This is a genomic window from Amycolatopsis jiangsuensis (assembly GCF_014204865.1).
GTDB lineage: Bacteria > Actinomycetota > Actinomycetes > Mycobacteriales > Pseudonocardiaceae > Amycolatopsis > Amycolatopsis jiangsuensis.
In genome coordinates, this window is the sequence record NZ_JACHMG010000001.1 from 3,185,052 (window position 1) to 3,206,388 (window position 21,337).

A 21,337-nucleotide genomic window follows, 5' to 3' on the forward strand; every position below is an offset into this window, starting at 1 on the left:
ACTGTGCGGCCGGCACCCGGCCCTCCCCCGCGCTTCTGACGGCTCCTTGACGCCGTCGGCCCGACGCGTTTACGGGACCTTGACGCCGGGTGACCCCGGCCACGCCGGAACGGCAGCTCATGACGGGTCGTGACCGGGCCGTGACAAGTACCACACCCAGTAGCGGATCAGGGACGGAGCGTGCAATTCGGACAGACATTCACGCAGCACTGTGTTACACCTGAGTAACAAATAGTTGTACCAACTAAGCAAAATTCTCGGGAGGCGGAGAATGTGCGGAATCGCCGGCTGGGTGGCCTACGACAGTGATCTCACCGGACGGCAGGAGATCGTCGATGCCATGACCCAGACCATGGCCTGCCGGGGCCCGGACGACCGGGGCACCTGGGTCCGCCGCAACGTGGCGCTGGGCCATCGCCGGCTGGCCATCATCGACCTTCCGGGCGGCCGGCAGCCGATGAGCGTGCGCACGCCGAACGGCGACGTCGCCATGGTCTACAGCGGAGAGGCCTACAACTTCACCGAGCTGCGCGAGGAGCTCACCAAGCTCGGCCACACCTGGGAGACCGACAGCGACACCGAGGTCGTGCTGCACGGCTACCTGCAGTGGGGCACCGAGGTGGTGGACCACCTCAACGGCATGTACGCCTTCGCCATCTGGGACGAGCGGGACCAGAAGCTCGTGATGATCCGCGACCGGATGGGCATCAAGCCGTTCTACTACTACCCCACGCGCGACGGCGTGCTGTTCGGCTCGGAGCCCAAGGCGATCCTGGCGAACCCGTCGGCCCGCAAGGTGATCGACGTGGACGGCCTGCGTGAGCTGTTCGCCTTCACCAAGCAACCGGGCTGGTCGCTGTGGAAGGGCATGTACGAGGTCCAGCCGGGCACCGTGGTCACCGTGACCCGCGAGGGCATCAACACCCGCACCTACTGGAAGCTCGACGCCCGTCCGCACACCGACGACCAGGAGACGACCGTCGCCAGGGTGCGCGAGCTGATGACCGACATCGTCCACCGCCAGCTGGTCGCAGACGTGCCGCGGTGCGTGCTGCTCTCCGGCGGCCTGGACTCCAGCGCGGTCACCGGGCTGGCCGCGGCACGGCTGTCCGAGCAGGGCGAGCAGCTGCGCACCTTCTCGGTGGACTTCTACGGGCAGGAGGAGAACTTCCAGCCGGACGAGATGCGCGACACCCCGGACTCGCCCTACATCCGGGACGTCTCGAAGCTGGTCGGTTCCGCGCACCAGGACGTGATGCTCAACCCGGCCGAGCTGACCGACCCGGAGGTACGCCGCGCGGTCCTGCGGTCGCGGGACATCCCGGCCGGGCTCGGCGACATGGACACCTCGCTCTACCTGCTGTTCAAGGCGATCCGCGCGGAGTCCACAGTGGCACTGTCCGGCGAGTCGGCGGACGAGGTGTTCGGCGGCTACCGCTGGTTCCACGACGAGGCCGCGGTGAACGCGGACACCTTCCCGTGGCTGGCCTTCAGCAACAACCTGATGGATCGGCGGGAAGGCCTGCTGACCCCGGATCTGGCGGGCAAGCTGAACCTGGACGCCTATGTGGCCGACCAGTACCGCACCGCGGTCGGCCAGGTCGACCGGCTGGACGGGGAATCGGGCAAGGAAGCGCGCATGCGCGTCATCTCGAACCTGCACCTGACCCGGTTCGTGCGCCAGCTGCTCGACCGCAAGGACCGCATGTCGATGGCGGTCGGCCTGGAAGTGCGGGTGCCCTTCTGCGACCACCGGCTCGTGGAGTACGTCTACAACGCCCCGTGGGCGCTGAAGACGTTCGACAACCGGGAGAAGAGCCTGCTGCGGCACGCGACGAAGCATGTGCTGCCGGCCTCGGTGCGGGACCGGGTGAAGAGCCCGTATCCCTCCACTCAGGACCCGAACTACGCGGCCACCCTCCAGGTGCAGGCGAAGGAGGTCCTGGCCGAGCGCGACCACCCGGTGTTCTCCGTGGTCGACCGGAACTGGCTGCAGAAGGTGTCCGAAGTGGACAGCGGGGCGATCGACAGCAGGCAGCGCACCGGCCTGGACCGGGCGATCGACCTGTACCACTGGTTCGACATGTACTCCCCGGAACTGCAGCTGGACTGAGCAGGTCCGTGGAGTGAACGACAGAGTGCCGGGGTGGTTGCCGGAATTTCCCGGGCCACCCCGGCACTTTCGTGCCGGATGCTCACAACTCCAGGCGGCCGTCCACGCTGGCACCGCGTACGTCGAGGTCCGCGCCCGTGCCGCTGATCAGCCTGCGGGCCGCGGCGTTGTCCACTGTGGTCGTCGCGACGATGAAGCGGACCGCTCCGCCGTCGCGGGCCGATTCGAGCAGCGCCTCGGCCACCCGCCGGCCGATGCCGTGACCGCGGATCGAGCGGGCGAGCCACACCCCCGCCTCGACTTCCACTGCCGAGGCACCGGACACCGGCCGCAGCCGGGCCGCCCCGGCCGCGTGGCCGGCGACCTCGATCACCCAGGTGCTTTCGATGGCCGTCTCCGGATCGAGCGACCGGCGGCGGTGGAAGGCGAGGAACGCCTCGCGCAGCTCCTCGGTCCAGCCCTGCGGATCGTCGGCCGCGGGCATCACCTCGAGCGGCAGGGCATCGGCGACCGCGGTGTCCGCGAGCCGTGCCAGACCCGGCTCGTCGAGCGGGATCAGCACGATGTCGGACTCTCCGGCTCCAGGCACGCCCTGCAGCTTGGCACAGCGCGGTCCCCGGCGCTAGCCGGTAATCCCGCTTACCATCGCCGCAGGCGATCAGGCCGGAATCTCGGTCAGTGGCACCGGCCGCTGCTCCCGGCGGGAGACTTCGCAGGCCTCGGCGACGCGGAACGCCTCGAGCGCGTCCACGGCACCGGCCGGGCTCGGCCGTTTCCCCGCCGCGACGTCGAGGAAAACCTTCAGCTCCGCGGCGTAGGCGGGACGGAACCGCTCCATGAAGCCGGGATACGGCGGACCGGGCAACGGCGTCGCTTCCGGTTCGACAGTGTGCAGTGGCGCCCGGTCGTCAAGTCCCACCACAGCGTTACCGTCCGAGCCCAGTGCCTCGAAACGCACGTCGTAACCGGCGCCGTTGTAGCGCGTCAACGAGACTGTGGCGAGAGTGCCGTCGTCAAGGGTCAGGGTGGCCGCCGCCGTGTCCACGTCGCCGGCTTCGCTGAAGAACGGCGCGCCTTTGTTGCGCCCCACCGCGTAGACCTCCTCCACCTCCCGTCCGGTGACCCAGCGGATGATGTCGAAGTCGTGTACCCCGCAGTCGCGGAACAGGCCGCCGGAATGGGCGACGTACTCCGCGGGCGGCGGCGCCGGGTCCAAAGTGGTCGCCCGCACCGAGTGCAGCCAGCCGAGCGCACCGCTGTCCACCGCGGCCCGCGCAGCCTGGTACCCGGCGTCGAACCGCCGCTGGAAGCCGATCTGCACCGGCACGCCCGAGCCCTCGATCCGGTCGATCACCGCGAGCGTGCCAGGAATGTCGGCAGCCACCGGCTTCTCGCAGAACACCGGGATCCCGGCGTCGACCGCGCGGATGATCAGCTCCGGGTGCGCGTCGGTCGCCGCGGTGACGACCAGCCCGTCGAGACCGGCGCCGAACAACGCGTCGAGACCGTCGACCGCCGTCACCCCGAGCCTGTCCGCGGTCGCCCGTGCCCGCGCGCTGTCGACGTCGGCCAGCACCACCGAGGAGACCTCGGTGAAGCCGTTGAGCGTCTCCGCGTGCGCCGCGCCGATCCTTCCGATGCCCGCCAGTCCCAGCCTCATCGCCGTCCCTTCCGATCGTCTTCCCGGTGACTCGCCGTGGTGTTCCGGACCACCAGCGACGGGTGCAGCAGATGCCGGACCGGTTCGGACCGCTCGCCGCGCACGCGTTCCAGCAGTGTCTCGAGCGCGAGCCTGCCCATCTCGATCCGCGGTTGGTCCACTGTGGTCAGACAGAGATGCCGTAGCGATGCCAGCGATGTGTTGTCGTAGCCGACCACGGACACGTCCTCCGGCACCCGCAGACCGTTCTCCTCCAACGCGGAGATTGCCCCGACCGCGTTGAAATCGTTGCCCGCCACCACAGCCGTCGGCAGGGCGGACCGGTCGCCACGGGACAGCAATTCCCGTACCGCCTTCTCCCCCGCGGTGTCGGTGTGCTCGCTGCGCACCACGACCGGGACGAGCCCGTGCCCGCGCATCGCCCGCCGGAACCCCCGGCGGCGAGCGGACGCACCGGCCGCTCCCCCGCCGTCCAGATGCGCGATTCGGCGGTGTCCCAGGCGTACCAGGTGGTCCACGGCCAGCGCCGAGCCCGCCTCTCCGTCGTCGTTCACCGTGTCCACCCCGCTGGAGCGGGAGGTGCGCGAGACCAGCACGACCGGGCACTGCCGTGCGGCGGCTTCGATGGCGGAGGCCGGCACCACCGGAGACAGCAGCACGATCCCCGCCGGGCGGAAGGAAAGCAGGCTGTGCAGAGCGTTCCGCTCGCGCGAAGGCATCCGGCCGCCGGTGTTGAGAACGAGTTCGAACCCGGCCGCCCGCGCGGCCGCGTCCAGGCCCTCGACCACGTCCGCGAAGAACGCGTTGCGCAGGTCGCTGACCATCACCGCGACCACAGTGGACGTACGGCTGGCCAGCGAACGCGCCATCACGTGCGGCGAATACCCCAGCTCCGCCGCGGCTTTGCGGACCGCGGTGCGCCGCCCCGGTGAGACCTTCGGCGAATCGCGCATCACCAGCGACACCAGCGCGCGGGAGACGCCGGCACGCGCGGCGACGTCCTCCATGGTGGGTCTGCCCATGCCGCGGCCTCCCGGCGGATCACTGGGTCACGGACTGGAAACCGGCCCTTGACCCGATTCGCCGGACGCTACAAGCTTGGAGCGCTCTAATCAAGCGCCGGCCCGACTGACCCCGTGTGGCGGAGAGGGATCCATGACAGCAGTGCCGAAGATCCGCGTGGCGGCCGCACCGATTTCCTGGGGCGTGTGCGAGGTGCCCGGCTGGGGCCGGGTGCTCGACGCGCCGGCCGTGCTCGGCGAGATGGCCGGGCTGGGCATCACCGCGACGGAACTGGGCCCGCCCGGGTACCTGCCGCGCGACCCGGGTGAACTCAACGCCCTGCTCGCCGGGTACCGGCTGCGGCTGGTCGGCGGTTTCCTGGCCGTGGCGCTGCACGAGAACCCGGAGGCCGCGATCGCCGAAGCCGAGGCTTCCACGGCACTGTTCGCCGCCTGCGGGGCGGAGGTGCTCGTGCTCGCCGCCGCGACCGGGCTGGACGGCTACGACGAACGGCCCGCGCTCAGTGCTGCCGAATGGTCCACTGTGGTCACCACGGCGGGCCGGATCCGGGATCTGGCGGCGCGGCACGGGTTGAAGACCGTGCTGCATCCGCATGTCGGCACGCACGTGGAGACCGAGGCCGAGGTGGAGCGGTTCCTCGCCGACAGCGATCTGCCGCTGTGTCTGGACACCGGGCACCTGCTGATCGGCGGCACCGACCCGGTCGCTTTGGCACGCAGGCATCCGTCACGGGTGGGGCATCTGCACCTCAAGGACGTGCGCGGCGATCTCGCCGCCGCGGTGCGGGCAGGCGAGCTGCCCTACACCGAAGCGGTGGGCAGGGGCCTGTACGTTCCGCTCGGTGAAGGCGACGTGGACATCGAGGCGATGGTCCGCTTCGTCGCCGAAGCCGGTTACGACGGCTGGTATGTACTGGAGCAGGACACTGCGCTCGGGGAAGACAGTCCCGTGGACCGGCCGGGACGGGACGTGGCCGTGAGCCTCGCCTGTCTCACCGGGATCGCCGGCCGGCTGGCCGGCTGAGGGAGAAACACGAGCGAGGAGAGACGACGATGTCCCATCGCGGGGAGCGCGTCCGGCGCTCCGGCCGCCTGACGGCGGGCCTGCTGGCAGCGGGGCTGGCTCTGACGGCGTGCACCGGACCGTCCGCCGAGCCGAAGGCGGCCGCGCCCGCGTCCGAGCCGGTGGAGTCCGGGCAGCTGAAGGTTTCCGTGATCACCCACGGCACCGCGGGTGACGCGTTCTGGAACGTGGTGAAGAACGGCGCCGAGCAGGCCGGCAAGGACCTCGGCGTGCAGATCGAGTACAACTCCGACGGCGACCCCGGCGCGCAGGCCAAACTGATCGACAACGCGGTCGCGCAGCGGACCGGCGGGCTCGTCGTGTCGATGGCGAACCCGGAGGCGCTGCGGCCGTCCATCGAGGCCGCGGTCCGCGCCGGCATCCCGGTGATCACCATCAACTCCGGCGAGGACAAGAGCGTGGAGTACGGCGCGCTCACGCACGTCGGGCAGAACGAGTCCATCGCGGGCGAGGAGGCCGGGAAGAAGTTCAAGGAGCTCGGCAAGAAGAAGCTGCTGTGTGTCGTGCACGAGGCGGGCAACGTCGGGCAGGCGCAGCGGTGTGCCGGTGCGAAGACCGGGTTCGGCGGCGGGGTGCAGATGCTGCAAGTGGACATCTCCAACCCGACCGACGCGGAGTCCCGCATCCGCGGCGCGGTGCAGACCGACCCGTCGATCGACGCGGTCCTCACACTGAACTCGCAGGTCGCCGCGCGGGCGGTGAGCGCGATCAAGTCGGTCGCCTCGAAGGCGCGGGTCGGCACGTTCGACCTGAACTCCGACGTGGTGGCCGCGATCAAGTCCGGCGACGTGGTCTTCGCGGTCGACCAGCAGCAGTACGAGCAGGGCTACCTTCCGGTGCAGTTCCTCAAGCTCTACCGGGACAACGCGAACGTCGTCGGTGGCGGGAAGCCGGTGCTCACCGGCCCCGATCTGGTCGACAGATCCACTGTGGACAAGGTCGGCCAGTACGTGCAAAGGGGCACCCGATGACCACCCTCGACGAACGGCTGGTGAAGCCGCGGGCACTCGACCGGCTGGTGGTGCGCCCGGAGATCGGCGCACTGCTGGGCGCGGTCGTGGTGTTCTTGTTCTTCACCCTCGTCACGGACCGGTTCTTCAGCGCCGGCGGGGCCGCCACCTGGCTCGACGACGCGGCCACGCTGGGCATCATGGCGGTGGCGGTGTCGCTGCTGATGGTCGGCGGCGAGTTCGACCTATCCGCGGGCGTGATGACCGCGTCCACCTCGCTGGTCACCGCGATCCTGGCCACCGCGGCCGGCTGGAACGTGTGGCTCGCGCTGCTCGTGTCGCTGGTGTTCGCGCTGCTGGTCGGGTTGTTCAACGGCTGGCTGGTGATGAAGACCGGGCTGCCCAGCTTCATCGTCACGCTCGGCACTTTCCTCGCCCTGCAGGGGCTGAACCTGGGCGTGACGCGGCTGGTGACCGGCACCGTACAGGTCTCCGGGATGCGCTCGACCGACGGCTACGCCTCGGCCGGATTCGTTTTCGCCTCCACAGTGGACATCGGCGGCACCCCGTTCCAGATTTCGATCGTGTGGTGGATCGGCTTCGCGGCGGTGGCCGCGTGGCTGCTGGTGCGCACCAAGTTCGGCAACTGGATCTTCGCGGTCGGCGGCTCGGCGGGCAGTGCGCGGGCGGTGGGCGTGCCGGTGGTGCGCACGAAGATCCTCCTGTTCATGGGCACCGCGCTGGCGGGCTGGCTGGTCGGCTCGATCAACATCCTGCGGTTCGCGAGCGTGCAGGCCAACCAGGGCATCGGGCTGGAGTTCCAGTACATCATCGCCGCGGTGATCGGCGGCTGCCTGCTCACCGGTGGCTACGGTTCGGCGGTCGGGGCCGCGATCGGCGCGCTGATCTTCGGCATGGCACGCCAGGGCATCGTGTTCGCCGGCTGGGACAGCGACTGGTTCATGCTGTTCCTCGGCATCATGCTGCTGGCCGCGGTCCTGGTCAACAACGCCTTCCGGCGGCGCGCGGAAAGGGTGCGGCGATGAACCCTCTGATCGAGGTCACCGGGGTCGGCAAGCGGTACGGCAGTGTGGTGGCGTTGCGTGATGTGTCCACTGTGGTCCATGCCGGGCAGGTCACCTGCGTACTCGGCGACAACGGGGCCGGGAAGTCCACGCTGATCAAGATCCTCGCCGGGGTGCACCAGCACGACGAGGGCGAGTTCCTGGTCGAAGGCGCCCCGGTGCGGTTCACTTCGCCGCGCGAGGCGCTCGACCGCGGCATCGCGACGGTCTATCAGGATCTGGCGGTGGTGCCGTTGATGAGTGTGTGGCGCAACTTCTTCCTCGGCTCCGAGCCGACCGTCGGCTTCGGCCCGTTCCAGGCGCTGGACCGGAAGAAGGGACGCGCGCTCACCAAGAAAGCGCTCGCGGACATGGGCATCGACCTGCGCGACGTGGAACAGCCGGTGGGCACGCTCTCCGGCGGCGAACGACAGTGCGTGGCCATCGCGCGGGCAGTGCACTTCGGGGCGAAGGTGCTGATCCTCGACGAGCCGACTGCCGCGCTCGGTGTGAAGCAGGCCGGCGTGGTGCTGAAGTACGTGGCGCAGGCCCGTGACCGCGGCCTTGGCGTCGTGCTGATCACGCACAACCCGCACCACGCCTACCCGGTGGCCGACCGGTTTCTGTTGCTCAAGCGTGGCGCGGCACTCGGCTCGTACGAGAAGCCGGACATCACTCTCGCCGAACTGACCCGGCAGATGGCCGGCGGCGCGGAACTGGAAGCCCTGGAACACGAACTGCGCCAGGCGGAATCCTCATGACCGACGCAAGTGTGCCCATCGAGGCGCTCACCGTCGGCCGGGTCGGGGTCGACCTGTATCCGCAGCAGAGCGGGGTGCCGCTCGCCGAGGTGAGCACGTTCGCCAAATCGCTCGGCGGTACGGCGACCAACGTCGCGGTCGCCGCCGCGCGGCTCGGGCGCCGGACCGCGGTGCTGACCAAGGTCGGCGCGGACGGGTTCGGCGACTACGTCCGCCACGCACTGTCCGGCTTCGGCGTCTCCCCGGCGCACGTCGGTACTTCGGCGGAGCTGCACACCCCGGTCGTGTTCTGTGAGCTGAACCCGCCGGCGGATCCGCCGCTGCTGTTCTACCGGGACCCGATCGCCCCGGACCTCACGCTCGCCGACGCGGACGTGCCGTGGGATCTGGTCCGCGAAGTCCCGCTGCTGTGGGTGACCGGCACCGGCGTTTCGGCCGAGCCCGCACGCGCCACCCAGCGCCGGATCCTCACCGCCCGCGGCCGGCGTGAGCACACTGTCGTCGACCTCGACTACCGGCCGATGTTCTGGCCGGACCTCGCGGCCGCGCGCGCGGAGATCGGCTGGATGCTCGACCACGTCAGTGTCGCGGTGGGTAACCGGACCGAGGTGGAAGTCGCCGTCGGCACCGCCGATCCGGACGAGGCCGCGGACCGGATGCTCGCCCGCGGGCTGCGGCTGGCGGTGATCAAGAAGGGCGCCGACGGCGTGCTGATCGCCACGCCGGAAGGCCGGCGAACCGTGCGACCGCAACAGATCGAGGTGGTCTGCGGGCTCGGCGCGGGAGACGGCTTCGGAGGTGCGCTGGTGCACGGGCTGCTGTCCGGGTGGGATCCGGCCCGGATCGCCGAGTACGCGAACGCCGCGGGCGCGCTCGTCGCGGGCCGGCTGGCCTGCGCCGACGCGATGCCCACCGCCGCCGAGATCGAGGAGCTGCTGTGAAACTGACGACGGCACAGGCTCTCGTGCGCTGGCTGCTGGCGCAGCGTTCGGAGACCTTCGACGGCCGGGAGGTGCCGCTGTTCCCGGCTGTCTGGGCGATCTTCGGGCACGGCAATGTGCTCGGCCTCGGTACCGCGCTGGAGGAACACCGGGACGAGCTCCCGGTGTGGCGTGGGCACACCGAACAGGGCATGGCACTCGCCGCGACCGGATACGCGAAGGCCACGCACCGGCGGCAGGTCGGCGTGGTCACGTCGTCGATCGGGCCGGGCGCGCTGAACCTGGTGACCGCGGCGGGTGTCGCGCACGCGAACCGGCTGCCGGTGTTGCTGCTGCCCGGTGACACGTTCGTCAACCGCGCACCGGACCCGGTGTTGCAGCAGGTGGAGCCGTTCCACGACGGCACGGCCACGGCGAACGACGCCCTCCGCGCGGTGAGCCGCTACTTCGACCGGATCACCCGGCCCGAGCAGCTGCTCGCCGCGTTGCCCCAGGTCGCGCGGGTCCTCACGGATCCGGCCGACGCCGGGCCGGTCACCCTGGCGCTGCCCCAGGACGTGCAAGCCGAGTCGTACGACTTCCCCGAGGCGCTGTTCGAGCCGGTCACGCACCGGCTGCCGCGCACCCGGCCGGACCTGCGGGCGCTGACCGAAGCCGCCACCGCACTCCGGTCCTCGCGGCGGCCGCTGCTGGTTCTGGGTGGCGGCGTCCGCTATTCCGGCGCCGGGGCGCAGGCGCTGGACTTCGCGCAGCGACACGGGATTCCGGTCACGGAGACCACCGCCGGGCGCACCCTCGTGCCGCACGGGCACGAGGTGTACGCCGGTCCGCTGGGAATCACCGGCTCGGCGTCGGCGAACGTACTCGCCGCTTCCGCGGACGTGGTCCTTGCCGTGGGCACCCGGTTGCAGGACTTCACCACCGCGTCGTGGACGGTCTTTTCTCCGGACGTGCGGCTGATCGCGCTCAACGCCGCCCGCTTCGACGCCGTGAAACACGGAGCCCTCGCGGTGGTGGGGGACGCTGCGGCCGGTCTGACCGACCTCGGCGCGCACCTGGAAGACTGGCACGTTGACCCACAGTGGACTGCACAGGCAGCCGCGCAACGAGCCCGCTGGGACGCGCACATCGGCTCGTTGCGTTCAGCGGCTTCGGAAATCCCCAGCTACGCCCAGGTCGTCGGCGTGGTGAACGACCTGTCCGAACCGCGCGACTACGTGATGACCGCGTCCGGCGGCCTGCCCGGTGAGCTGATCGGTGGCTGGCGCGGGTCCGGCGAAGTGAGCATGGACGTCGAGTACGGCTTCTCCTGCATGGGCTACGAGCTGTCCGGCGCGTGGGGTGCGGCGATGGCGCACGAGGGTGGGCTGGTCACCACACTCCTGGGCGACGGTTCGTACCTGATGCTGAACTCGGACCTGTTCTCCGCCGCGTTCGCCGGCCACCCGTTCGTCGCGGTGGTCTGCGACAACGACGGGTACGCGGTGATCGGGCGGCTCCAGCAGGGCCAGGGTGGCAAGCCGTTCACCAACTTCTACCCCGATTGCCGCACCTCCCACGACGAACCACCCCGCGTCGACTTCGCGCGGCACGCCGAGGCCATGGGCTGCACAGTCTTCGAAGCGCACTCGCTCTCGGAACTTCGCGACGCGTATGCCCAAGCCCGTACCGCTGCCGGCACGACCCGCCGCCCTGCCGTGGTCGTCGTCCGCACCCTGCCCGCCGCGTGGACCGAAGCGGGGGCGTGGTGGGAGGTCGGCGTGCCGGAGCACCTGGCCGGCCGCGCCGAATTCGACGCCGCCAAACCCGGCCAGGTGCGGTACCTGCATCGTTAACCCAGCGTCTTCTCCAGCCACGGCCGCACGACCGGCAGCACCGCGCCCGCCTGCATCGCCTGCATGTGGTCGAGACCGTCGAGGACCTCGACGTCCCAGCCACGGGCAACCAGATCGGTAAGGCGGTGGTCGAGGGGACCGGCGATGTCCACCGTCACGCCGCCCCAGCGCTCGCCGTATTCGATCCGGTCGGCAGAACCGGCGAAACACAGGCGGGCGCACGAGGGCTGCGCGGCTTCGTCGTCGAAGTCCCGCAGAGCCTCGTACAGGGTCACGAACTGTTTCGTCTGCCCAGGTGACAGGGTGACCTCGACGGAATCCCAGTCCCCCGGCGTCGCCTCGGCGTTCGTCGGTTCCACAGTGGACAACTCATGCGTGGCGTGGGTGACGGCCAGCATCGGCTCGTACGGCCCGGACAGCGGCGGAAAGCCACCCATCACCAGAGCGTCGAGCCGATCGGTGCGCAAAGCCAGCTGCAGTCCGGACAGGGCGAGCCACGAGTAGCCGTAATAGGCGAACCTCGGCGCTCCCACCGCGTCGGCGACCGCCAGAAAGTCGGCCGCGATCGTGGCCGGGGTGAGCGTGTCCGGACGCGGGTGCGCTAGCACGTGGCCTTCGTAGTCGAAAGCCACCACCCGGAACCCGGACAGCCCCCTGATCAGCGACCGGCCCAGCTCCGGGTCGGCACCCCACTGCCGCATCACCTCGGCTTTTTCCCCCGCGGCAGCGCTCGGGTCGACCGGCAGCAGCACCACCGGCCCCGCACCGTGCACCTCGACGTCCAACCGGCTTCCCCCAGACAAGGCAACTTCAGGCATCTCATCTCTTTACGTCGTAAACTATTGCTCCGAAGGCTACTTTACGACGTATCGAGTTGTCGAGCCGGTCAGCGCTACGACGTGATTGCGACCTGGTGCGGACGGCATCGCCACCCCGGGACCGCATCGTCGAAGCCATGCCGGATGTCCAGCCACCTCTGCCCACGGCCGTACGCGCCGCCGAACCCACTGCGGCCACCAAGGCTCCGCACTCCCCCGCGCTGGACGGGATCCGCGGCGTGGCCATCCTCGGCGTACTGCTGTTCCACACCGGTCACCTGCCGGGCGGCTTCCTCGGCGTGGACCTGTTCTTCGCTTTGTCCGGCTACCTCATCACCGGCCTGCTGCTGCGTGAGGTCCACGCCACCGGTACGGTTTCGCTGATTTCCTTCTGGGGCAGGCGGATTCGGCGGCTGTTTCCCGCGCTCGCCGTGCTGCTCGCCGTGGTCACCGTCGTGGTGCGGCTCGTCGGGGACCCGGGAATGCTCGCCTCGACGCTCGCCGACGGGCCGTGGGTGCAGCTGAATCTCGTCAACTGGCACCTGCTCGCGGAATCGGCGGCCTACTGGGACCGGTTCGGGCCGAGCCGGGTGTTCGAGCACCTGTGGAGCATTGCCGTCGAAGAGCAGTTCTACCTGCTGTGGCCGGTGATCGTGCTGGCGCTGGGGCGGCGGGTGCGCCACCGGGTCGCGCTGGTCGCCGTACTGGCGTCGGCACTGTCCCTCGTGCTGATGATTCTGTTGGTCGACCCGGCGGATCCGACGCGCGTCTACACCGGAACCGACACCCGCGCGTTTTCCCTGCTGCTGGGCGCAGTGGTCGCCGCGCGGCCGCCGCGGACCGGACGGTGGGGCGATGCCGCGATGGCAGTACTCATGACCGGGCTCGCCGCGCTGTGGGTGTTCGCCGACGGCACCGGTTCCGGCTGGCTGTACACCGGTGGGCTTTTCGCCCACTCACTGGCGGCAGCGCTGCTGATCGGACTGTGCGCCCAGCAGCCACGAGCGCTCGCGTCCAGGCTCTTCGCCTGCCGTCCCCTGCGCTGGTTCGGGCTGATCTCCTACAGCTTGTACCTCTGGCACTGGCCCGTGTTCGTGCTGCTCTCGCCCGAACGGACCGGGCTCGACGGCTGGGCTCACACCGCAGTGGTCTGCGCCGTGTCGATCGTGCTGGCCACGCTGTCGAAGTACTTCGTGGAAGATCCCATCCGATTCCGGGCACGGTGGGCAAGAGGCCGCCGCGGAGTACTCGCGTTCACTGCGGCGACAGTGGTGCTCGCGTTGCTGTGGACGGCGATGCCCGAGCCCGCGCCGCCCGCGATCGACCTCACTCAGCTCAGCTGAACAGCGGACAGGTCCGCCGCTGGTCCGACGCCGGGGTGGGCTGGACGAAGTCCACCTGCACCCGCGTCGCCGGGGAGCCACCGCTCTGGATCTGCACCCCGAGCGCCGTGCAGACGATCTGGTCGATCCCCCGCGCGGTGACGTCCTGCACGGTCAACGGGAGCCCGATCCGGAGCAGGTCCGGCGCGGTGCTCATCCGCACCTGGGTGACCGTGGTGCCCGCGATTTCCGTGTGCAGTTCCGAGTCGTCCGGACCGGGGCCGGTCAGCAGCAGCGACACCGCCTCCGGGATCGTGCCCAGCTGTCCGGTCTCCCGCAGCTGCGGACGGAGCTGCCGGTGGACGTCCACGAAATACAGCGTGACTCCGGGAGCCACCCCGGTCGGCGCCTCGCCCCGCCCCTCGGGCCCGGACGGTTCGACACCGCACCCGGTCAGCAGCAGAGCCGCCGCCAGCGGCCAGATCCGTTTCACTGCCCCTCCCTCGGCAACCGCAGGACGAAGCGGGCTCCGCCATCGACGTTCTCCGCGGTGAGCGTGCCCCCGTGCAGACGGGCGTTCTCGAGCGCGATCGCCAGCCCCAGCCCGCTGCCGGGAGTCCGCGTCCGTGCGGCATCGGCCTTGTAGAAACGGTCGAACACGTGCGGCAGCACCTCCTTCGGCAATCCGGGCCCGTGGTCGGTGACTGCCACCAGCACCTGCGTGCCGGACAGAAAAATCCGCACCCGCACCGGCGGAGCGCCGTGCCGCAGCGCGTTCCCGACGAGGTTGGCCAGGATCACGTCCAGCCGTCGCCGGTCCAGACCCAGCACGATGCCCTTCGCCGGGGCCAGCTCGACCTGCTCGGTCCAGCCACGGGCCCGCAGGCAGTCCGCCACCGCCGCGGCCACGTCCACCTGGTCGATCCGCAGCTGCGCGGTCCCGGCGTCGAACCGGGACACCTCCATCAGGTCTTCGACGAGCCGGACCAGCCGGTGGGTTTCGGTGATCGCGAGCTGCGCGGATTCCCGTGCGTCCGGTTCCATCCCGCCTGCCGCGGTTTCCAGCACCTCCATGACCGCGGTCAGCGTGCTGAGCGGAGTGCGCAGTTCGTGGGAAACGTCCGCGGCGAACCGCCTCGCATCGGTCTGCATCCGCTGCATCGCCGTCATCGAGGTCTGCACCGATTCGGCCATTTCGTTGATGCTGACGGTCAGCTGGGCCAGTTCGTCGGCGCCCTGCGGGGGTGCGCGCGCGTCCAGGTCGCCGTCGGTGAGCCGCCGCGCGGTGTCCCGGAGCTCCCGCACCGGCCGGAGCACACTGCGTGCGGCCAGCAACGCCAGCAGGATCGCGAGCGGCAACGCCACGGCGGCGGTGGCGGCCGCGTTCGTGGCGAGCCCGTCGATCTGCTGCTCGACCTCGGTGAGATCGTGCGCCGAGTACACCTCGATCCCCGACGGCGTGCGCGTGCCGTCCGGCGCGGTGCGCAGCACCGGCGTACCGATCACGAGCCACGGCGTACTGCCCACGGTGACCCGCTCGGTGACGAGCCCGTTCTGACTGCGCACCGCGGCACGCAGTGCGTCGCTCGCCGGCTCGACGCCGGCCTCGGCGCGCAGATCGCGGTAAGTGACCACGGTGTTCGGCCCGGCCGCACTGCGCAGCCGGTCCAGCGCATCCTGGTCCGGCGGATACGTCAGCCGCGGCGTGACCGCACCGATCTGGCTCACGAGAGCGTCACTGAGCCGCCGCTGCGCCGAATCCACCAGCGCAGTGCTCGCCGTTCCCGCGCTGGACCACGCCGCCGCGGCCGCGCCGAGCACCGTCACCAGGACGAACGCGACCAGCAGCCGAGGCCGCAGCCCACGCGGCCACCACCACCTCATACCGGCCCGAACCGGTAGCCGAACCCACGCACAGTCTGCACATACAGCGGATTCGCCAGGTCGGCCTCGATCTTCGCGCGCAGCCGTTGCACGCAGTTGTCGACCAGCCGGGAATCGCCGAGGTAGTCGTGCTCCCACACCTCTTCCAGCAGCTGCTGACGGCTGAACACCCGGCCGGGACCACGCGACAGGGTCAGCAGCAGGCGCAGTTCGGTCGGGGTCAGCGAGACGGTTTCGCCGCGCAGCGAAACGGTGAGCGCGGCAGTGTCGATCTTCAGCTCACCATGCGCGCGAACCCCGTCCGAACCGCCGTGCGTGCGGCGCAGCACGGCGCGGATCCGCGCATCGAGCACGGTGGGCTGCGCCGGCTTGACGACGTAGTCGTCGGCACCCGCGGCCAGCCCGCCGACGACGTCGAAGTCATCACCGCGTGCGGTGAGCATGATGACGGGGACGTCACCGGCTCCGCGGATCCGGCGGCACACCTCGAACCCGTCGATGCCCGGCAGCATCAGGTCGAGCACCACCAGCTCCGGTGCGGCCGAACGGAATTCGGCGAGACCGGCCTCCCCGGTCTCCGCGGTGCGCACGTCGTGCCCGTGCCGGGAGAGCGCGAGTTCCAGTCCGCGCCGCACCAGCGGATCGTCCTCGATGAGCAGTATCGCCACCACGCGTCCAGTATGGACAACACGGACCCGCACCGCCCGGATCGTCGCGGTCCTTGCGACACAACCGCGACACAGCGGCGAGTGACCCGGGACGCGGCGGCGGCACCGTAGTGGCCATGACCAGGACTCGAACCCTCGCACTCGGCATCGCCGGGCTGCTGCTGAGCGCGACCGCGTGCGCCGAACCGTCCGACGGGGCCGGAGAGCCTGCCGGACACTCCGGACTGTCCACAGTGCTCTTTCTGGGCGACTCGATCGCGGCCGGGGAAGCACTGCCGCTGGCCGCCGCGTTCAAGGCAGCCGGTGTCGGCTTCACCTCGATCGCCTCCGACGGCGGCGGCAACGTCGTCGGCCCGTTCTCCGACAAGAACTGGGAGAAGCTGCCGGAGAAGATCGGCGCGGCCAAGCCGTCCGTGCTGATCTACCAGTCCACCACCTACGACTGGGGCAGCCCCCAAGAACAGCAGGCAGGCTACGAAAAGCTGGTGACAACGGCCGCGCACGCGGGCGCGAAGACGCTGTTCGTGACCTTCCCGCCGATCCGGCCGGACGATTTCTACCAACCGCACATGACCGAGCTGAACCACACTCCGGAGGTCGCCCGTACCGTCGCGGCAGGCTCCCACGGCCAGGCGGGCGCGCTGGATGCGAGCACCGTCTGGGGCCCCGCCTACCAGCCGACGAAGGACGGCAAGCCCGACCGCAGCGCGGACGGCATCCACACCTGCCCGCAGGGCGCGGCACGGTTCACGCAGTGGCTGCTCACGGAACTGGCCAAGCAGTACCCCGGCTTCCAGCCACCGGCGCCGGACACCTGGGCCAACGCCGGCTGGTCGGCCGACCAGCGCTTCCAGGGCTGCTGACCCGCGTCACTTCCCCAGCAGCCGCCGGATCTCGTGGACCGCCGCGCGACCGGCCCGGTTCGCACCGACCGTGCTCGCCGACGGGCCGTAGCCGACCAGATGCAGCCGGGGCTCGGCGACCACGCGGGTGCCGTCCAGCTGGATGCCGCCACCCGGCGCCCGCAGGTGCAGCGGGGCCAGATGGTCGATCGACGCGCGGAACCCCGTCGCCCACAGGATGACGTCCGCGGGCTCGAAGCTGTCGTCGGCCCACACGACGCCTTCGGGCACCAGGTGGTCGAACATCGGCTTGCGGTCGAGCTGGCCGGCGGCGCGTGCGGCGCGCACCTCGGGCGTGAGCGCCAGGTCGGTCACGCTCACCACGCTCTCCGGCGGAAGTCCTTCGCGCACACGGCGTTCGACCTTCGCCACCGCGCGTCGTCCCCAGTCCTCGCTGAATGGTTCGTCGAGCCACACCGGAGGACGGCGCGTGACCCAGGTGATCGATCGCGCGACCCGTGCGATCTCCAGCTGCAGCTGCACCGCCGACGTACCGCCGCCGACGACCACCACCCGGCGGTCGCGGAACTCCTCGGCCCCGCGGTAGTCGGCGGTGTGCAGCTGCCGTCCGGCGAACCTACCCGGGTAGTACGGCAGGAACGGACGGTCCCACGTGCCGGTCGCGCTGATCACCGCGCGTGCGGACCAGGTCTCCGCCGGCGTCTCGACCAGCAGCCGCTCCCCCGCCGTCCGGACTGCGGTCACGTCGACCGGACGCCGCACCGGCAGGTCGAAGGTGCGTTCGAAGCGCGCGAAGTACTCCGAGACGACCTCGCTCGCCGGACGCGTCACGTCGGGCGTGCCGAAGGCCATGCCGGGCAGGTCGTGGATGCCGTGCACCTTGCCCAGCACGAGCGACGGCCACCGGTACTGCCAAGCCCCGCCCGCGCGTTTGCCGTGATCGAGCACGACGAACCCGCTGTCGTTGACGAAACCGGCGCGGCGCAGGTGGTAGGCCGCCGACAGCCCGGCCTGCCCGGCCCCGATCACCACGACGTCCGTAGCGTGGTCCGCAGTACTCATACAACGTTCAACAACTCCGCGCGCCCGGTATTTCGGGCCGCGGGTCACACCGAGACGCAATTGCGGCCGGAGTCCTTGGCCCGGTAGAGCGCGGCATCCGCGGTGCGCAGGACTTCGTCGAGGGTCTCGCCGGCAGCGGGGTAACGGGCGACGCCGACGGACACCGAGAGTCCGCTGATCCGCACCGACCCGTTCACCGCGACCGTCATCTCGCCCACCGCGCTTCGCACCCGTTCGGCAATGCCGAGGACGTGCGTGGCACCCGTGGCAGGCAGCAGCACCACAAACTCTTCGCCCCCGAAGCGGCCGACGGTGTCGCTCTGACGCAGTGAACCTTCGATGGTCACCGCGACCGCGGCCAGCACCTCGTCGCCGGTGAGGTGGCCGTAGGTGTCGTTGATGCGCTTGAAATGGTCGAGGTCGATCATCAGGACGGCGAATTCGCTGCCCTCACCGCGACGGCGGGCGCGAGTGAACTCGCGGGTGGCCAGGTCGTGCCAGCCCGCCGTGTTGAGCAGGCCGGTCTTCTCGTCGGTCACCGCGGCCACCTGGAGTTGCTGCTTCAGCAGCAGATAGCGGTGCAGGAGCAACAGCGGCGGCAGTACGAAGACCACGAGCACCGGCTGCCACACGAGGGCGAGCGCGGTCAGCCCACCGAGGCACAGTGTGGCCAGCTCGAAGGCGTTGTCCTCCCACGTGCCGACGAGGTCCGCGGACGAACGGCTGTTCGTGTACAGGAAGATCCCGATCGCGACGAGCCCGGCGTTCACCACTTCGAACACCGCTGCAGCGAGAACGAGTGCGCAGAGGCCGTACCAACTGTCGATGCCGACGTCGTTCAGGCCGGTGACAGCGAGCACGGCAGACGCCGCGAAGCACGACAGCATCGCCCACCCAGTACTCGCCGCGAAGCGATGTGCGGGTCGCGTACGCACGTTTCGCCATACACGCAGCCACAAGTGGAGGTACAGGACGAGCGCGAGCAACGCCACCCAGGCAGGCGGCAGCAGCACCGCGCCGGCGAGGTACCAGACGGACGTGACGTTGATGTGCGTCTGGCCGCTCATCCACCGCCGGAGCCGCTCGATGCGCCGCGACATCTCCGCCTGCGCGATCCCGACCGCGACGAGCGCGCCGAACCAGACCGGCCGCACCGCCCCGCCGAACCCCGTCATCAGCCCGGCCACGGTCACGGCCGCAGCCAGCACCTCGCACCCGACGGCGTACCCGATCCACCGCCGCCGCGCGACCATCCACATCGCCCACCGGCCCGGCCAGCCACGCCAGGAGGTCACCGCTGCCCGCACCGCGCGGCCGCCACCTGACTGCATCGTGCCGCCCCACCCGAGAACTCCGCCGACGAGGTGGCCCAGCGTAGCCGGTCGACAGCGTCTCTTTCGCCGAACCGGTGGAGAACCCCCAAGGACCTGCCCCCGAAACATGCCGTGAGTAGCGCGAGCGGGCATTCGACCCGAGCCTCCCACGGTCGGGTGGACTCTTCCGGGTGGGCGAGCCGCCTCGGCTCGCCCGGCTCGTCCGGCGAGACGGCCCGGGCAGCGGAACGGCTCCAACCCCACAGCGCCAAGCGGCCCGGCGGCATGGCGCAGACGAGCTTGGTCCAAGGAGAGGTCGAATGCAGCTCCCGCCTCCACCGACGCAGCTTGGCCCTACTCGCCACGGCCCAGCTCGGCTCGGCTCAACCGGGCCCTACTCTGCCCGCTCGCCAGGCCAGACGTACCGACGCAGCCAGCACACCCCGGCACAGCCCGACTCGGCCCAAGCTGAGCACGGTCCCGCGCCAGCCCAGCACGCCACCCATCCCGATCCAGGCCAGCACGCACCCATCCGGCCCAGTCAGGTGGGCGCGGTCCGACGCAGTCCAGCTTTCCGGTCATTCGCGCGGTCTTGCACGCGAAGCGTGCCGTCCCCCCGTGGTGCGCGGTCCACCCGAGCTCAAGCTGGGCGCGGTCCGGCCAGTTCAGCGCAGTCCCGCGCCCTGGCCGACTATCTCGGCCGAATTCGGGGACTCCTGTCGCCGGCAGAGCTGCCCCCTGCTGTCGGCGCAGCTCCGACCGTTCGCGATCCTTGGCCTGCCGGGGCACAACCCGGCGCCGGATTTCGGCGCCGGGAGCCGCGCCGGGTGCTGGTCAGCGGCGCCGCAGAGCCCGCACGATCGCCAGGACCACCACCAGCACCACGGCACCGGCGGCGACCGGGATCAGCCGCTTCGCCACGGACTGTCCGGCGTAGTCGAGCAGGTCGATCGGCTCGGCTTCGCCGGTCGCGCCACCGGCCGGAACACTGTGCAGGTGCGGCTTCTCCGCGGATCCGGAGTCATCGGACGAATCCTTGGCGGCCGTCGCCGCAGAACCACCCGACGCGGCGGCCCGAGCACCTTCACCGGCACCACCAGCCCCAGTGGTTCCCGTAGCTCCACGAGCCCCACCAACCGCGCCAGCTCCACCAGTCCCGGCAGACCCAGCAGCACCGCCAGACCCGGAAGCACCGCCTGCCCCGGCCGACGCCGCTGATCCCGCGACCGCAGCGGCCCCAGCAGCACCAGCGGCGGCCTCAGTCACACCGGTCCCCGAACGTTCGCCAGCCCCACCAGCACCAGCCGACTTGGCAGCTCCGCCTGAGACAGCCGCCCCCGCGGACTTGTCAGCCGCACCCGAAGCAGCAGCACCATCAGCCCTACCCGAAGCACCAGCACCGCCCGTATCGCCGGTCCCACCAGCCCCGGCAACACCGCCCGCACCACCAGCCCCGGCAGCACCACCACCGGCCCCGGCACCACCACCGCCCGGCCCTTCCGTGGCCGGGGAGGTCGCCAGCGAGCCGGCGAGGTTGGTCGCGAACGTGTCCAGGATCTTGCCGCCCACCTCGCTGATCATGCCGCGGCCGAACTGGGCCGGGCGGCCGGTGATGGACAGGTCGGTCGCCACCGCGCCGTGGGTGCCGCCGCCGGGCTGTTCGGTCAGGGTCAGGGTGACCGTCGCGGCGGCGGTGCCGGCGCCGCGCGAGTCCTTGCCGGAGGCCTTGATGACAACCTTGCGGGCCGCCTCGTCCTTCTCCAGGAACTCGCCTTTGCCCTTGTACAGCAGCGAGATCGGGCCCAGCTTGACCTTCACCGTGCCCGCGAAGGTGTCGCCGTCCACCTGGGTCAGCGCGGCGCCGGGCATGCACGGGGCGACGCGCTCCGGGTCGATGACGGCCTGCCAGACCTCCCCGAGGGGAGCGGGGACGGTGAATTCGTGGTCGAGCCGCACGGGCCGACCTCCTCTCCTGCT

Annotated in this window: 18 protein-coding genes and 1 pseudogene; 9 read left to right on the plus strand and 10 right to left on the minus strand. The window is 70.5% G+C overall.

Annotated features, from left to right (window positions below):
• Positions 1 to 271 precede the first annotated feature (271 nt).
• Positions 272 to 2,113: an asparagine synthase (glutamine-hydrolyzing) gene (gene asnB / locus BJY18_RS14025; RefSeq protein ID WP_184780402.1), complete on the plus strand. Its 1,842-nt coding sequence runs from the start codon at positions 272 to 274 to the stop codon at positions 2,111 to 2,113.
• 82 nt (positions 2,114 to 2,195) lie between these two features.
• On the opposite strand, the gene BJY18_RS14030 is transcribed toward asnB, so the two are convergent.
• The 3 genes from BJY18_RS14030 to BJY18_RS14040 all read right to left on the minus strand — a co-directional run bounded on the left by BJY18_RS14030 (position 2,196) and on the right by BJY18_RS14040 (position 4,795).
• A complete protein-coding gene (locus tag BJY18_RS14030) occupies positions 2,196 to 2,702 on the minus strand; it encodes a GNAT family N-acetyltransferase (RefSeq protein ID WP_312873840.1) in 507 nt (168 codons plus the stop codon).
• A 69-nt stretch (positions 2,703 to 2,771) separates the two neighbouring features.
• On the minus strand, positions 2,772 to 3,773 hold the full coding sequence (locus BJY18_RS14035) for a Gfo/Idh/MocA family protein (RefSeq protein WP_184780403.1): 1,002 nt from the start codon (positions 3,771 to 3,773) through the stop codon (positions 2,772 to 2,774).
• Positions 3,770 to 4,795: a LacI family DNA-binding transcriptional regulator gene (locus BJY18_RS14040; RefSeq protein ID WP_184780404.1), complete on the minus strand. Its 1,026-nt coding sequence runs from the start codon at positions 4,793 to 4,795 to the stop codon at positions 3,770 to 3,772. The genes BJY18_RS14035 and BJY18_RS14040 overlap by 4 nt, the downstream gene beginning before the upstream one ends.
• A gap of 133 nt (positions 4,796 to 4,928) precedes the next feature.
• Here BJY18_RS14040 and BJY18_RS14045 point away from each other — a divergent pair, with 133 nt between their 5' ends.
• Genes BJY18_RS14045 through iolD form a run of 6 tightly spaced genes read left to right on the plus strand, consistent with a single transcriptional unit; the run spans position 4,929 to position 11,430 of the window.
• Positions 4,929 to 5,819, plus strand: a complete 891-nt coding sequence (locus BJY18_RS14045) for a sugar phosphate isomerase/epimerase family protein (protein ID WP_184780405.1) — start codon at positions 4,929 to 4,931, stop codon at positions 5,817 to 5,819.
• A gap of 29 nt (positions 5,820 to 5,848) precedes the next feature.
• Complete coding sequence (locus BJY18_RS14050; protein ID WP_184780406.1) at positions 5,849 to 6,850, plus strand: substrate-binding domain-containing protein; 1,002 nt, start codon at positions 5,849 to 5,851, stop codon at positions 6,848 to 6,850.
• Positions 6,847 to 7,875, plus strand: a complete 1,029-nt coding sequence (locus BJY18_RS14055) for an ABC transporter permease (RefSeq protein ID WP_184780407.1) — start codon at positions 6,847 to 6,849, stop codon at positions 7,873 to 7,875. The genes BJY18_RS14050 and BJY18_RS14055 overlap by 4 nt, the downstream gene beginning before the upstream one ends.
• Positions 7,872 to 8,654 carry an ATP-binding cassette domain-containing protein gene (locus BJY18_RS14060; protein WP_184780408.1) on the plus strand — a complete coding sequence of 261 codons (783 nt, stop codon included), beginning with the start codon at positions 7,872 to 7,874 and terminating at the stop codon, positions 8,652 to 8,654. Before BJY18_RS14055 ends, BJY18_RS14060 begins: the two co-directional genes overlap by 4 nt.
• Complete coding sequence (gene iolC / locus BJY18_RS14065) at positions 8,651 to 9,595, plus strand: 5-dehydro-2-deoxygluconokinase (protein ID WP_184780409.1); 945 nt, start codon at positions 8,651 to 8,653, stop codon at positions 9,593 to 9,595. Before BJY18_RS14060 ends, iolC begins: the two co-directional genes overlap by 4 nt.
• Entirely contained in the window at positions 9,592 to 11,430 is a 1,839-nt protein-coding gene (iolD, locus tag BJY18_RS14070; RefSeq protein WP_184780410.1) for a 3D-(3,5/4)-trihydroxycyclohexane-1,2-dione acylhydrolase (decyclizing), read from the plus strand. The genes iolC and iolD overlap by 4 nt, the downstream gene beginning before the upstream one ends.
• Here the strand turns inward: iolD and BJY18_RS14075 are convergent.
• Entirely contained in the window at positions 11,427 to 12,248 is an 822-nt protein-coding gene (locus BJY18_RS14075) for an alpha/beta fold hydrolase (RefSeq protein ID WP_184780411.1), read from the minus strand. The two genes, iolD and BJY18_RS14075, sit on opposite strands and share 4 nt — an antisense overlap.
• Before the next feature lie 137 nt (positions 12,249 to 12,385).
• Between BJY18_RS14075 and BJY18_RS14080 the strand changes: the two genes are divergently transcribed.
• A complete protein-coding gene (locus tag BJY18_RS14080) occupies positions 12,386 to 13,591 on the plus strand; it encodes an acyltransferase family protein (protein WP_184780412.1) in 1,206 nt (401 codons plus the stop codon).
• On the opposite strand, the gene BJY18_RS14085 is transcribed toward BJY18_RS14080, so the two are convergent.
• Genes BJY18_RS14085 through BJY18_RS14095 form a run of 3 tightly spaced genes read right to left on the minus strand, consistent with a single transcriptional unit; the run spans position 13,584 to position 16,125 of the window.
• A complete protein-coding gene (locus tag BJY18_RS14085; RefSeq protein WP_184780413.1) occupies positions 13,584 to 14,063 on the minus strand; it encodes a hypothetical protein in 480 nt (159 codons plus the stop codon). The two genes, BJY18_RS14080 and BJY18_RS14085, sit on opposite strands and share 8 nt — an antisense overlap.
• Positions 14,060 to 15,454: an ATP-binding protein gene (locus BJY18_RS14090; RefSeq protein ID WP_184780414.1), complete on the minus strand. Its 1,395-nt coding sequence runs from the start codon at positions 15,452 to 15,454 to the stop codon at positions 14,060 to 14,062. The genes BJY18_RS14085 and BJY18_RS14090 overlap by 4 nt, the downstream gene beginning before the upstream one ends.
• Complete coding sequence (locus tag BJY18_RS14095; RefSeq protein WP_184780415.1) at positions 15,451 to 16,125, minus strand: response regulator; 675 nt, start codon at positions 16,123 to 16,125, stop codon at positions 15,451 to 15,453. Before BJY18_RS14095 ends, BJY18_RS14090 begins: the two co-directional genes overlap by 4 nt.
• 113 nt (positions 16,126 to 16,238) lie before the next feature.
• On the opposite strand from BJY18_RS14095, the gene BJY18_RS14100 reads away from it, so the two are divergent.
• A complete protein-coding gene (locus tag BJY18_RS14100; protein WP_184780416.1) occupies positions 16,239 to 16,985 on the plus strand; it encodes an SGNH/GDSL hydrolase family protein in 747 nt (248 codons plus the stop codon).
• A 6-nt stretch (positions 16,986 to 16,991) separates the two neighbouring features.
• Here BJY18_RS14100 and BJY18_RS14105 read toward each other — a convergent pair whose 3' ends face one another.
• The 3 genes and pseudogenes from BJY18_RS14105 to BJY18_RS14115 form a co-directional block, all read right to left on the minus strand.
• Entirely contained in the window at positions 16,992 to 18,047 is a 1,056-nt protein-coding gene (locus BJY18_RS14105; RefSeq protein WP_184780417.1) for an NAD(P)-binding domain-containing protein, read from the minus strand.
• A 44-nt stretch (positions 18,048 to 18,091) separates the two neighbouring features.
• A complete protein-coding gene (locus BJY18_RS14110; protein ID WP_184784611.1) occupies positions 18,092 to 19,306 on the minus strand; it encodes a GGDEF domain-containing protein in 1,215 nt (404 codons plus the stop codon).
• A 1,569-nt stretch (positions 19,307 to 20,875) separates the two neighbouring features.
• A pseudogene (locus BJY18_RS14115) lies at positions 20,876 to 21,316 on the minus strand (SRPBCC family protein); the annotation flags it as partial.
• Between the last annotated feature and the right edge of the window lie 21 nt (positions 21,317 to 21,337).

What these genes read in the sequence shown, in the direction of transcription:
- BJY18_RS14045 (WP_184780405.1), top strand. Translation starts at nt 4,929, where the DNA reads ATGACAGCAGTGCCGAAGATCCGCGTGGCGGCCGCACCGATTTCCTGG.
- BJY18_RS14040 (WP_184780404.1), bottom strand. Translation starts at nt 4,795, where the DNA reads ATGGGCAGACCCACCATGGAGGACGTCGCCGCGCGTGCCGGCGTCTCC.
- BJY18_RS14050 (WP_184780406.1), top strand. Translation starts at nt 5,849, where the DNA reads ATGTCCCATCGCGGGGAGCGCGTCCGGCGCTCCGGCCGCCTGACGGCG.
- BJY18_RS14105 (WP_184780417.1), bottom strand. Translation starts at nt 18,047, where the DNA reads ATGAGTACTGCGGACCACGCTACGGACGTCGTGGTGATCGGGGCCGGG.
- BJY18_RS14090 (WP_184780414.1), bottom strand. Translation starts at nt 15,454, where the DNA reads ATGAGGTGGTGGTGGCCGCGTGGGCTGCGGCCTCGGCTGCTGGTCGCG.
- BJY18_RS14055 (WP_184780407.1), top strand. Translation starts at nt 6,847, where the DNA reads ATGACCACCCTCGACGAACGGCTGGTGAAGCCGCGGGCACTCGACCGG.
- BJY18_RS14100 (WP_184780416.1), top strand. Translation starts at nt 16,239, where the DNA reads ATGACCAGGACTCGAACCCTCGCACTCGGCATCGCCGGGCTGCTGCTG.
- BJY18_RS14080 (WP_184780412.1), top strand. Translation starts at nt 12,386, where the DNA reads ATGCCGGATGTCCAGCCACCTCTGCCCACGGCCGTACGCGCCGCCGAA.
- asnB (WP_184780402.1), top strand. Translation starts at nt 272, where the DNA reads ATGTGCGGAATCGCCGGCTGGGTGGCCTACGACAGTGATCTCACCGGA.
- BJY18_RS14075 (WP_184780411.1), bottom strand. Translation starts at nt 12,248, where the DNA reads ATGCCTGAAGTTGCCTTGTCTGGGGGAAGCCGGTTGGACGTCGAGGTG.
- BJY18_RS14110 (WP_184784611.1), bottom strand. Translation starts at nt 19,306, where the DNA reads ATGTGGATGGTCGCGCGGCGGCGGTGGATCGGGTACGCCGTCGGGTGC.
- BJY18_RS14035 (WP_184780403.1), bottom strand. Translation starts at nt 3,773, where the DNA reads ATGAGGCTGGGACTGGCGGGCATCGGAAGGATCGGCGCGGCGCACGCG.
- iolC (WP_184780409.1), top strand. Translation starts at nt 8,651, where the DNA reads ATGACCGACGCAAGTGTGCCCATCGAGGCGCTCACCGTCGGCCGGGTC.
- BJY18_RS14060 (WP_184780408.1), top strand. Translation starts at nt 7,872, where the DNA reads ATGAACCCTCTGATCGAGGTCACCGGGGTCGGCAAGCGGTACGGCAGT.